The sequence below is a fragment of the Gilvimarinus chinensis DSM 19667 genome, assembly GCF_000377745.1.
GTDB lineage: Bacteria > Pseudomonadota > Gammaproteobacteria > Pseudomonadales > Cellvibrionaceae > Gilvimarinus > Gilvimarinus chinensis.
This window is the reverse complement of record NZ_KB898707.1, coordinates 301297-313193: the sequence shown is the minus strand read 5'-3', so window position 1 is coordinate 313193 and position 11897 is coordinate 301297. Positions and strand designations below refer to the sequence as shown.

10 protein-coding genes and 1 tRNA gene are annotated in these 11897 nt (G+C 51.4%); all 11 read left to right on the top strand.

The window, feature by feature from the left end:
• Positions 1-68: 68 nt before the first annotated feature.
• The 11 genes from D568_RS0107285 to D568_RS21660 all read left to right on the top strand — a co-directional run bounded on the left by D568_RS0107285 (position 69) and on the right by D568_RS21660 (position 11845).
• The gene (locus D568_RS0107285) at positions 69-1727 is read left to right on the top strand and encodes a hypothetical protein (RefSeq protein WP_020208931.1); all 1659 of its coding nucleotides are present in this window, start codon (positions 69-71) and stop codon (positions 1725-1727) included.
• Between the two features lie 117 nt (positions 1728-1844).
• A complete protein-coding gene (ydiJ, locus tag D568_RS0107280; protein ID WP_020208930.1) occupies positions 1845-4898 on the top strand; it encodes a D-2-hydroxyglutarate dehydrogenase YdiJ in 3054 nt (1017 codons plus the stop codon).
• A 175-nt stretch (positions 4899-5073) separates the two neighbouring features.
• A complete protein-coding gene (gene ychF, locus D568_RS0107275) occupies positions 5074-6165 on the top strand; it encodes a redox-regulated ATPase YchF (protein WP_020208929.1) in 1092 nt (363 codons plus the stop codon).
• Between the two features lie 87 nt (positions 6166-6252).
• Positions 6253-6329, top strand: a tRNA-Met gene (locus D568_RS0107270).
• Between the two features lie 79 nt (positions 6330-6408).
• Positions 6409-7272 (top strand): ParA family protein, encoded by an 864-nt coding sequence (locus D568_RS19605; protein WP_020208928.1) that lies wholly within the window; start codon positions 6409-6411, stop codon positions 7270-7272.
• A gap of 2 nt (positions 7273-7274) precedes the next feature.
• Entirely contained in the window at positions 7275-7679 is a 405-nt protein-coding gene (locus D568_RS0107260; protein WP_020208927.1) for a hypothetical protein, read from the top strand.
• A gap of 3 nt (positions 7680-7682) precedes the next feature.
• On the top strand, positions 7683-9338 hold the full coding sequence (locus tag D568_RS21065; RefSeq protein WP_020208926.1) for a ParB family protein: 1656 nt from the start codon (positions 7683-7685) through the stop codon (positions 9336-9338).
• Positions 9339-9374: 36 nt separating this feature from the next.
• Entirely contained in the window at positions 9375-9935 is a 561-nt protein-coding gene (locus D568_RS0107250) for an STY4526/YPO1902 family pathogenicity island replication protein (RefSeq protein ID WP_169334793.1), read from the top strand.
• On the top strand, positions 9908-11293 hold the full coding sequence (locus D568_RS0107245) for an STY4528 family pathogenicity island replication protein (protein WP_169334792.1): 1386 nt from the start codon (positions 9908-9910) through the stop codon (positions 11291-11293). Before D568_RS0107250 ends, D568_RS0107245 begins: the two co-directional genes overlap by 28 nt.
• A complete protein-coding gene (locus D568_RS0107240) occupies positions 11290-11553 on the top strand; it encodes a hypothetical protein (RefSeq protein ID WP_020208923.1) in 264 nt (87 codons plus the stop codon). Before D568_RS0107245 ends, D568_RS0107240 begins: the two co-directional genes overlap by 4 nt.
• A complete protein-coding gene (locus D568_RS21660; RefSeq protein ID WP_020208922.1) occupies positions 11546-11845 on the top strand; it encodes a hypothetical protein in 300 nt (99 codons plus the stop codon). The genes D568_RS0107240 and D568_RS21660 overlap by 8 nt, the downstream gene beginning before the upstream one ends.
• Positions 11846-11897 lie beyond the last annotated feature (52 nt).

Here is an 11897-nt window from a genome sequence, read left to right as displayed (position 1 = left end):
TTAGGTTAGTCAGGCAACCTCAAAAGCTTCGTACACTTAAAGCCAAAGTCATCACTCGCCAAAAACCTATGCTTTCGACTAAAAAAAACCTCTGCATCGCCACTGCTGCATTTTGCTCCCTAACGGCGGCCCCTATATGGGCTCAGAGTGGCGGCTCGGTAATTGTTGGCAGCCTCAGCACCAACGCCACCACTCTGCCCGCCACCTCCACTATCAGCTTTGTACTTTTAACGGTGCTGATATTAACGGTTGCGTTTAAACAATTTAAGTCCAGAAAAAGCATGGGCATGTTGATAATGCTGTTTCTGCTGGGTGCAGGCATAAAGTTCCAACCCAGCCTGCAAGCCACCGTCCTTGATTTTTTCGTATCCAGCGACAGCCCCGCCTGCACTGACGGCACCGAGACCATCCACTACGATAACGAGCTTCAAGCCAGGTTAACCAATCAGTGTCTTTCTACGATTCAGATAAAAAGCTACTCTTTGCCCTGCCCCGAAGATGTATGGGAGGGAAGCGCTATCGCCGGTACGTTACTGGCCGCCAATGAAACCATTGAGCTACTCAGCTGCAGCGATTTCCCCCCTCAATTCACTTTAGGGGCCCCCATCACTGTGGCTGAAGACTCCGGGCCACAAACTCTTTACGCCTGGATTAGTGACATCTCGCCCGGCCACGCTTCAGAGGCTGATGAAACAGTCAGTTTATCGATCACCTCAATCGACAACCCTACGCTATTTTCCTCGCAGCCTGCCATTGATGACAATGGCTCACTTTTCTTTACTGGGGCAGACAACGCCTGGGGCACCGCCAACCTGACCATTACTGCGGTCGATTCTAGCGGTAACTCGAGCAGCCAGAGCTTTGAGCTAAGTATCACCCCGGTAAACGATGCACCCTATTTTGGTTTAAGTACTTATAGTATTTCAGTGCTGGAAGATGACGGGCAAGATTTGGGGACGCAGAAAACCGGTGCTGACTTTGACTCGGCACCCGGCGGGGCAAACTTCACCCAAGTGTCCATACCAAATGTGGTGAGCTTTTACAGTACTGGCGACGGCGATGCCGATCAAACACCCTACTTTAATGTGACGGTTATCAACGGCACCCGGGCTGACGCTAACCGTAATCTAAACATTAGCGCGTCGGATATTTTCTACAACGGTGATATTGGTATTAGCGCCAGTGGCGCGCTGGAATTCAAACTCAACCCTCACCACTGGGGCGAACTGGAACTTGCCATCACCTTAAGTGACAGTGCGGGACTTACCACCGCAGCGCAAAATCTAAGCCTGTCGATTTCTCCGGTGTGGGATAACGAACCTACCGGCGAAAACTTAGAGATCGTCGGCAATGAAAATTCGGCCTGTGTGCCAATCAGCTTAGTGGGGCAGTCCTACCGAGGATTGAGCCAACCGGTCTTTATAATGACTAATTTCACTCTGGATGGGGGCAAAAGTGGCACCCTTTCACAGGATGGCAACCCGGTTTCCCTTCCGTTTACCACCACCAACCCCGACTTCTGCTTTACGCCCGGCGTCAGCCAATACAGTGACTTCAACTTTACCTTCGGAACCTTTGACGCCTTTGCCACCTTTACTTATCGGCTATGGTCTGGGCTAGGCGATGTCGATACTGGGCAGAGCCCTAGCGTCAATGGGCAAGCCGACGTATTCAATGAATTGTCGCCGGAATACCCCTCCACCATCATTATTCATCCGGTTTTTTAGTGATTCATTTCAGTGATGCACATCCACGGCCACTGACGGCACGTACTCTTTACTGGCTCTTGTAAGTTGGAGCCAGTAAAATACGCCGTTTCATTCTTCCAGCAGTCCCAGTGGCCTATGATCCCCCGTATACGCGAAACCTCACCGGTTCAGACAGTTTATTTAACGTTTATCGAAACCCTTAAAAATCAAGGATTTGCCGGCGATCTCAACCCCGATTACGCCAACCGCACGGTGTTATCCACGGATAATTCGATTTATCAGGTGCTGCCCCAAGGGGTGGTTTACCCGCGCCATATCGACGACTTGGTGCTGATTGCCCAGCTGTCCCAGCGTGAAGAGTTCCGTCAGGTGGTGCTCAGCCCACGCGGCGGGGGCACCGGCACCAACGGCCAGTCCCTCACCGACGGTTTGGTGGTGGATATCTCGCGGTATATGAATCAAATTCTGGAAATCAATCCCGAACAGCGCTGGGTTCGCGTACAAACCGGGGTGGTTAAAGATCAATTAAATGCCGCTCTGAAGCCTTACGGTTTATTCTTTGCGCCTGAACTATCCACCAGTAACCGAGCAACCATCGGCGGAATGATCAACACCGACGCCTCGGGCCAGGGCTCGTGCCTTTACGGTAAAACTCGAGACCATGTACTCACCCTTAAAACCGTTCTTCTGGATGGCAGCATTTGCGATTCTGAACCCGTTGACGAGAGCGATTTAGCCAAGCTGCGTGAACAACCCGGACGCATCGGTGAAGTGTACCGAGCGCTAGATGATATTGAGCGTGGCCACCGCGATCTAATCGCCACCAAGTTCCCAAAGTTAAACCGCTGTCTTACGGGTTACGACCTGGCCCATGTGCGCACCGATAAAAACGAGTTTAATTTAAACAGTGTTTTGTGCGGCAGCGAAGGCACCTTAGGTTTCATTGCCGAAGCCAAGCTGAATGTGCTGCCTATTCCTAAAGTAGCTGCGCTTGTTAACGTGAACTACCGCGACTTTAACGCCGCGTTACGCGATGCTACAGAGCTAATGAAAGCCGGCCCCACATCCATTGAGACGGTAGACTCCAAAGTATTAAACCTGGCTATGAACGATATTGTCTGGCACAGCGTTAGTGAGTTTTTTCCGCCAGTACCCGGACAGGAAATTAAAGGTATTAACCTCGTAGAATACACTGCCGACTCGCAGCAAGCGCTTGAAGCAGGCATTCAACGGCTCACCGATTCCCTTGATGCTATGAGCCAAGCCGACAAGGACAACACAGGACGCATCGGCTACACCATCGCCATGGGGCACGACTCGGTTAATAAGATATGGGGCATGCGAAAAAAAGCCGTCGGGCTTCTTGGTAATGCTAAGGGTGAGGCTCGCCCTATTCCATTTGTAGAAGATACCGCGGTGCCACCGGAAAACCTGGCCGATTTTATTTTTGAGTTTCGCGAGCTACTGGATAGCCACAACTTACAGTACGGCATGTTCGGCCATGTGGACGCCGGGGTTTTGCACGTACGTCCGGCCATTGACATGAAAGACCCCGAGCAAGAAAAGCTGATTCGCACAATCTCGGATAAAGTCGTAGCACTCACGCAAAAGTATCACGGCCTGTTGTGGGGCGAGCACGGCAAAGGCGTGCGCTCGGAATACGCGCCGCAGTTTTTTGGCGAGCTGTACCCACAAATTCAAGCACTAAAAGCAGCTTTTGACCCCCATAATCAGCTGAACCCGGGCAAAATCGCCACGCCCGACAATAACAGCGAATTAATGAGCATCGACAAGGTAGGTACACGCGGTCAACAAGATCGTAAAATTCCCGTTCAAGTCTGGGAGGGTTACAGCGAAGGCATGCACTGTAACGGCAATGGCCTGTGTTACAACTGGAACCCCAACGACGCAATGTGCCCCTCCTGGAAAGCGACCCGCGAACGTATTCACTCACCCAAAGGTCGCTCGTCGTTAATGCGAGAATGGCTAAAGCAACTCAGTGAGCGACAAGTTAATGCCGTCGAAGAGACGCAGAAAATCCGCAAGCGCAGTTTTCTCCTCAGCCTGCCCAGTCGCGCCTTACATAGTGTTCAAAAAAAGCGCGGTGAGTACGACTTTTCTCACGAAGTGAATACGGCTATGCAAGGTTGTCTGGCTTGCAAATCGTGCGTGGGCCAGTGCCCTATTAAAGTCGATGTGCCAGAGTTTCGTGCCAAGTTTTTAGAGTTGTACTACAGCCGCTATTTACGCCCTTTAAAAGACTACTTTATTGGCTCGCTGGAATACCTGATGCCCACCTTGGCCCGAGTTCCCTGGCTCTATAACGGCCTCATGAAACCGGCGTTTATGCAAAAAGTGCTGGCCAAAACCACAGGCATGGTCGACAGCCCACTGCTAACCGGTGTCAGTCTCGATACTGCCCTACAAAAAGCCGGCGCACGATACGCAACAACCGAAAACATTGCGGCACTAAACCATGAGCAAAAAGCCAAAACGGTTATCTTGGTACAGGATGCCTTTACCAGCTACTTTGAAACTCAACTGGTACTAGACACCATCAAGTTACTGCAGATATTAGGCTTTAACCCCATGCTCGCGCCATTCAAACCCAATGGCAAACCACTGCATGTGCACGGCTTTTTAAAAAACTTCGCCAAGGCAGCCAATAATAACGCGAGCATGCTGAACGCTCTGGCTGACACCGACATTCCTCTTGTGGGTATTGAGCCGTCTATGACGCTCGCCTACCGCAGCGAATACACAAAACTGCTTGGTGATAAATCGCCCAAGGTGGCTCTCATTCAAGAATGGCTGGCCTCCCAAGACGTAACAAACTCGACCGCTCTGTTTGGCAAAAGTCATTATCAACTGCTTGCCCATTGCACGGAAAAAACAAATGCCGCCGCGTCAATCAAAGATTGGCAAACGCTGTTTGCCGCCCTCGGACAAACGCTCAACGTTATCGACACCGGCTGCTGTGGCATGGCGGGTACCTACGGGCATGAACGCAACAATGTCGAAACCTCAAAGAAAATATTTTCCTTGAGCTGGGAATCCGTCGTAACCGACCCCGACAACATCGACAAACTCACCGCCACAGGCTACTCCTGCCGCAGTCAGGTTAAACGCCTATTGAATCAACGCCTGCCCCACCCACTGCAGGTGTTACTGGCAGCCTACCAAGGCTAAGCCTATACCAGCCCCTATGGACGCCTCTAACCGTGCATAGGGGCTGGGGGCTGCTTCTCTCCCGTAAGCCCCCACAACCAAACGTTATAACCTATGCCTTCCCATCGACCATAAATTCGCCACTAATTCATGTATAATCCCGGCCTATTTTCACATTCGGTAAAGAGATAGATTCATGGGCTTTAATTGCGGTATTGTCGGACTTCCCAACGTGGGTAAATCCACCCTGTTTAACGCGCTGACCAAAGCGGGCATTGGCGCCGAAAACTTCCCCTTTTGCACCATTGAGCCTAACGCTGGTGTAGTTGCCGTACCCGACCCCCGTCAGGACAAAATTGCCGCTATCGTAAAACCCGAGAAGGTCATTGCCACCACCATGGAGTTTGTGGACATCGCGGGCTTGGTGGCTGGCGCCTCCAAGGGCGAAGGCCTGGGCAACAAGTTCCTCGCCAATATTCGCGAAACCGATGCCATTGCCCACGTGGTGCGCTGCTTTGAAGACGAAAACGTGATTCATGTTGACGGCACCATTAACCCCGCTTCGGACATTGACGTGATCAATACCGAACTGGCACTGGCTGATCTGGAAACCGTGGAAAAAGCCATTCAGCGCTTTGCCAAAGCCGCCAAAGGCCAGGACAAACACGCCATTGCCATGAAAGCACTGCTGGAGAAAATTCAGCCGCACCTGGACGAAGCCAAACCGCTGCGCTCGTTTGATTTAACCGACGACGAAAGAAAGCAGTTGCGTGAGCTGAGCCTGATGACCCTCAAGCCCACCATGTACATTGCCAACGTCGCTGAAGACGGTTTTGAGGACAACCCACACCTGGATAAAGTGCGCGCTATCGCCGCCGCAGAAAACGCCGTGGTGGTCCCTATCTGCAACAAAATTGAAGCGGAAATCAGCGAGTTGGACGACGAAGAGAAAACCGAATTTCTCGAAGCCCTCGGTATGGACGAGCCGGGCCTCAACCGCGTAATTCGCGGCGGTTACGATTTATTAGGTTTACACACCTACTTTACCGCCGGCGTCAAAGAAGTGCGCGCCTGGACCATCCCCGTAGGCGCCACCGCCCCCCAAGCGGCCGGTAAAATTCACACCGACTTCGAAAAAGGCTTTATCCGTGCCGAAGTGGTCAGCTACGAAGACTTTATTGAACTCGGCGGCGAGCAAGGCGCCAAAGACGCCGGCAAATGGCGCCTGGAAGGCAAAGACTACATCGTCAAAGACGGCGACATCGTCCACTTCCGGTTCAACGTTTAAGCAAAACAGGGCGCGAAGACAAAAAATTCAAAATCACCCTTGACTTTAACCCCTCATGTGGTGAAAATACGCGCCCTCAAGACATGTGGCTAGGTAGCTCAGCTGGTTAGAGCACAGCACTCATAATGCTGGGGTCGGCGGTTCAAGTCCGCCCCTAGCTACCATTTTCTAAGTGGTAGTAAGCCCACTTCTTTGGACCATGAGTTCTTAATCGTTGCGTTAAATCAACGGTTGGAGGGCTCTATGGCCAAAGTCTATTCTTTAGTTTCCACCAAAGGTGGAGTCGGTAAAACTTCTATCTCAGTGAACCTAGCTGCAATCTTTGCAGATTTAGGGCAACGCACACTTCTTATTGATACTGACTTCGCTCAAAACTTGAGCAAGTATTTCAATATCCCCTTCCCGGCCGACTCAGGCCTGACTCAATTAATTACGACGACAGACCCCGAGGGCTGTATCAGCCACACCGGATTTCCAAATCTGGATATCATTGTCAACGATGACTCCAAGGGCGACAAAGGCGGTCCGATCCTGCCCTTCCTTCGCGAGTCCAGCAGTCATGTCCTGTATTTCCACATGGCACTCCAGAAGCTGGCGACCGAGTACGATTACATCATTGTTGATACCCAGGGCGCCATAGGCCTGCTTCAGGAGGCCGTAATTTTGGCCTCGGATGAGGTAATCAGCCCTGTTGTACCCAATTATTTGGACTCGACCGAGTTTGTGACCGGCACAGTCAATATGCTGCGTTCCCTGCTCCCGGCGCCAGGTATGAAAACCACCATTGCTGGCCGCCCCCTCCCTACCTGCAACGCATTGATCAACCGCATGGGGCGAACCAACGACTCACGCGAGATGGCTGAATGGCTTAGCAGGGAGTTCGATGAAGTTGGCGATGGCATGGTCCGGGTGCTTAAAACCATTGTTCCCGATATTGCCGCCTACAACAAAGCTGCCGGACGTTCTGAGCCGGCACATCGCTTTGAACCTAAGCGCCGGGGAAAGACCCCAAGCGCGCAGGAGACCATGTTGGAGCTCGCTTACGAGCTACAGCCTAAATTGACTGGCCGTAAGCCCCACGACGTCTTATCGGCAGCGGAGGCCTAGTCATGATTTATCGAGCGGTAGTTGAAACCAGTAGTTGCGAGCCTTCTGACATTTTCATCCAAAGCGGTTATGTCTTCTTTGTAGCCAATAACAAGGACCAAGCACGCGAACGCCTGACCGCAGCATGCACACTCTGGTGTGGCGGGCGTGAATATGACGCTTACAACCTGAACTCTGAACACGAGCTGATGCGCGACAGTATTGAGCCTGTTTTTGAGGATTCCCACCTGATAGAGGCTGGCTGTCGAGGCCAGAAGATTACCTTTACCTACCCAGGACGTATTGACGATGAGCACCTGGGGATCTTTTTGCCGCCGGATCAGCAGCAGAGGCTGGAGGCGGCTTTTAAGAAAGCTAAAGCCTACGACCGAGACTGGATAGAAAACACTGAGAATGGAGAGGGTTAAATCATGGCCTCTAAGAACAAACCTGTAGATTTGTCTGAGCGGCTGAAACGACAGTCACGCACTGTCGAAGCGATACGTAAAGACCCCGCAATTCCAACGGAAATCACGGTCACTTTGGATGAACTGGTACCCAGTGAATTCAATCCGCGTCAGTCGGTAAACCCAAAGTTCGATGACATTAAGGCGTCCATCAAGGCCAGAGGCCTCGATCATCGTTTTAATGTCACTCGTAAAAGTGTTGATGATCCGTATCAAATTGCCGACGGCGGTAATACACGTCTTCAAGCTCTGCAGGAGCTTTGGGAAGAGACCGGCGACGAAAAGTTTTTTCGGCACCAGGTCACTTTTAAGCCGTGGGTCGACGATGAAGAGTCGTTAGCCGGACACTTGGTAGAGAACGATTTGCGCGGGGATATGAAGCTCATCGAGCGCGCCTTAGCCGCTAAGCGTTGGATTGCTTTGATCGAAGACAAAGAAGGTAAGGTATCCATGCGTAAGGCTGCCGACCGGATGAAAGCTAAAGGTTGGGGTATCGACTCAAGCAATCTATCTGTTCTTTTATACGCAGTTGACTCACTTCATGAGCATGTTCCGGACCTATTGTGGGCAGGTGCTGGCGTACCAACCGTTAAGAAAATCCGTTCTTATGAAAATGCTTTTAAAGCCTACTGGGATTCACTGATTGAAAACGGTGAAGAGCCTAAAGAGGATTTGGATTCTCTTTGGCAGAACACGCTGAAAGAGTTTGATGACGTCTCTTTTGATTTTGATGGTTTCTTTCAGTTAATGAGCATCAAATTTTCAGACGCTGTGGACGAGCCTTTCAGTGCTGTCAGTTCGGAGATTTTCAGCATCATGAAAGGCGGCAAGCCTTCAGGTGTTAAATCGCCTCAGCCTAATCATCCAAATGCTCAGCTAGAGTCCTCGAGCTCACCAGCTCCAGCTGCACCTGAGGCCAGCAATTCGGCACCGTCACAGCGCCCCATCCAAGAGCCTAGCAGCGCGCCTGGAGCCTCGACGCAACAAGTTGCGACACCAAGCAAGAATGAAGCGCCAGCTGTAACAGCAGCCAGAGCAACGCCAGGCTCTACACAAGATGACACTCCCGCCGGGAGCGATCAACTTTCAATTGCGGGGCGGGAAGGAAATTTCCAGCCGAAGACGCTGGACGATCTTCTACAAGAATCGTATCTCGCCAGCTGTATGGTCGCTGAGGTGCACGACATCGATCACCTCTTAATGCCTACCTACGGTGAATACGACACCGCACCTGGTATCGGGTGGCATATCGCGGCTGATTTGTTTGGTGGTTTCGAGACGATGTTGTCCGAGCTAAGGCCTATTCAGAAATTGTGGGCTTACGGGCTCATGATTCCGTTCATCGGTATTGCGCATGATTGTGCCGAGAAAGGTCAGGACGACGTGGTTGAAGCAATCAATGCCATGCTGCCCTTTCCGTTTATGCGGCTATTCGAGATTGTGGGCGTCCAGCAAGCCTATATACACACCAACATGCTAAGAACCTTGCCGGATTACGAGGGCGCATCCGCCCAGCATAAAAAGAGCCAGCAGGGGTTACTCGCTTTTGACAAAGCGTTAGCAGCCATTAGGCAACATTGTGCCGACGACTACACGAGCCTGTTTTTAGAATCGAAGTAAACAACGATGCGCACGATCACGCAAGGAGGTATCGCTGTGGGGCGAGACAACAAAACCATCAATTCGAAACAGTTGGCTTCTCTGAACAGGGAGGCACTGTATACCGCGGCTACGGCTGCTCAAACCTCCAACTTCGCCCTCTTGAAAAAGATGGGCGTTGAGGAGACCTGCTACGACTTATTGCGATCTGTCACGCTACGAGCGTTGGATCGTATGACCGACTTTCCGGCACCCCTCGTAGATGTATCATTTAACGGGAAGGCGCTCAGTAATTTCCTGAATCACCAGGAGATAGAGCACTCCGAAGAGACCGATACTGACCGAGCGATTCGACTGGGGATAAGACAACCCATGCTGAACGCGCTGACGGGTATCAGTCGAAGAGACTATGACCAGCGCAAGCAAGCTCTGGGTCTGCCGCCACAGGAGCGCGGACGAATCGAGTCACTGACAGAATCTGAAGAGCTGGATGCTCTTCGCCAATGGGAACAGTTGAAAAACTCCAACCTGTCTGAATTACGCAAGTTGTGCTCTCTTTCAGAGTCGACAGGCATAGGAATCGACAGATTGTGGAACACGATCATGGAGGGCATTTGATGTCCGACCTGTCTCCTATCATCAAGCAGATTTCATTTGCCGAGCAAAGTTTGCTTCAACAGCGACGCATGGACAGCGGTGGCGCCAACCCCACCGGCAGCTCCGGTACCAGCATGGGCGTCATCTTTACCGGTAACTTTCATCATAGTGTGCCCAATCACTTAATCTTTGATGGTCAGCTGAGGCCGGCGGATAAACTCCTATGGCAGGTTCTGAGGGCGTTTATATCAAACCCACAGATGCCAGGCTATGTACCCTCTCGTGAGGAGTTGAGTGCAGCCATGGTGTGTTCAGCACCTACCGTAGCGAACTCTCGGGCAACATTGCGTATCAATCGATGGATGACCTTCTGCCGTACTGTTCGCGATGAGCTTCAGCGGTTTGTTGGCGATGTGTATTTGCTTCATGAGGAACCGTTGAGTTTGGCAGACACACTGGAGCTGGATTCTGGGTATGTACAGTTCCTAGAAGCTCAGGTAAGTGGTGCTAGTGCGGGTAAAGCCAATCGCAACCTGGCCAGCCAGGTTCTCGCTCAAATTAGTGCGCTGGAGTCGACCCCAAGAAGCCCCACTCAATTGGAGTCCATGGAAGACAGATTGAGAGAAGCCGTTTTTGGGAAAAGCACTTTGATCACAACGAGTGAAGCGTACGATAGCCATGTTAAAAATTTTAACACGGCTCTGGCTGACGCTGAGGGTGAGAATACCGGTGAGAAAATCGCTTTAAACGAAGTAATGCGGGCTTCAGAGGAGCCTTTGGAAAGCCATGATAAGAATTTTAACGCGGATCAAAATAGCCATGTTAAAAATCTTAACACGGCTCTTGATCAAAATTTGGCCGAGAAAGAAAATTCTTTACACGGCTCCGAAAAAAATATTTTTTATCCCCGTAGTATTGGTAGTAGTAGTATTAATATTAATAAATATATTACTACGCGCGCGCGTAAGGGAATTCACCCCTCCACTGAACCAGCACGGCGGCACGACGCTGACCTGGATATACCCTTGGCCGAGTGCCTGACCGCCTCTCATCTCGGCTGGCTGGTCGCTGATACCACCCAACCCATGCTGTTCCTCTGGGAAGTCTATCGAACCAACATCCCGGTGATTGGCCGTGTACTGCTGGGTCTTGGTGAGGACGCTCGACGTGACGTGATGTGCCAACTCTTCGGCCGTATGATCTTCAACGTCAAGCATCCCGGTACTGAACCCATCCGCAACATCGTTAGCTTCACGAAAGCCTTGGTAGACCGTCGTCGGGACAACGTCATGATGCTGGATGAGTGGGGACAGATGGTGAAGGAAGCCATTGAGGATAGTGAGCCGCATTTCTTGATTGGCCATGGTGGTGCGATATGAGGATGCACATCCAAAGTGCGGTAACTTACCGCACTCCGAAGCTGAGACCGATGCACATCCAAAGTGCGGTAACTTACCGCACTCCGAAGCTGAGACCGATGCCTGCGACAAGTGTTGCACCCTACAACACCCCGAAGCTGATCCCGGTGACTGCCGAAAGTGGGGTAAGTTACCCCATTCTGAATCTGAGTCCGGTGAGCATCCAAAGTGCTGAAACTTACATCACTCCGAAAGTTCGATTGGAGGTGGCCAATGGCTAGAGTCGAATTTGTTTGGTATGGCGGCGTAGGCGAAGGTCACATTCCCATTCCAGGGCTGACGACTGAAATCTACGGCGGTGAAAACCAACCTCCTGTTAAGGTGGTCGTCGTAAAAGTGACCAGCCTAGATCGCAGGCACTATCGCTACTTGTTTTCAACCAACGACTCACGCATGAAAGCACGCGAAGAACGATGCAATCATTCCCTGAGGCCCGACGGCCAACATGGTCCTGATGTGTGCGTGAAGTGCAATATACGAATTCCTGAAAAATCCAAAGAAACTGGAAGCTGATGATTCCACGTGAAACACATAATCCACTTGGGGCAAGTGGATTAGAAAAACC

Bases quoted from the DNA above. Each gene is read 5' to 3' on its own strand.
- D568_RS0107240 (WP_020208923.1), top strand. From the start codon at position 11,290: ATGAGGATGCACATCCAAAGTGCGGTAACTTACCGCACTCCGAAGCTG.
- D568_RS19605 (WP_020208928.1), top strand. From the start codon at position 6,409: ATGGCCAAAGTCTATTCTTTAGTTTCCACCAAAGGTGGAGTCGGTAAA.
- ychF (WP_020208929.1), top strand. From the start codon at position 5,074: ATGGGCTTTAATTGCGGTATTGTCGGACTTCCCAACGTGGGTAAATCC.
- D568_RS0107260 (WP_020208927.1), top strand. From the start codon at position 7,275: ATGATTTATCGAGCGGTAGTTGAAACCAGTAGTTGCGAGCCTTCTGAC.
- D568_RS21660 (WP_020208922.1), top strand. From the start codon at position 11,546: ATGGCTAGAGTCGAATTTGTTTGGTATGGCGGCGTAGGCGAAGGTCAC.
- ydiJ (WP_020208930.1), top strand. From the start codon at position 1,845: ATGATCCCCCGTATACGCGAAACCTCACCGGTTCAGACAGTTTATTTA.
- D568_RS0107285 (WP_020208931.1), top strand. From the start codon at position 69: ATGCTTTCGACTAAAAAAAACCTCTGCATCGCCACTGCTGCATTTTGC.
- D568_RS21065 (WP_020208926.1), top strand. From the start codon at position 7,683: ATGGCCTCTAAGAACAAACCTGTAGATTTGTCTGAGCGGCTGAAACGA.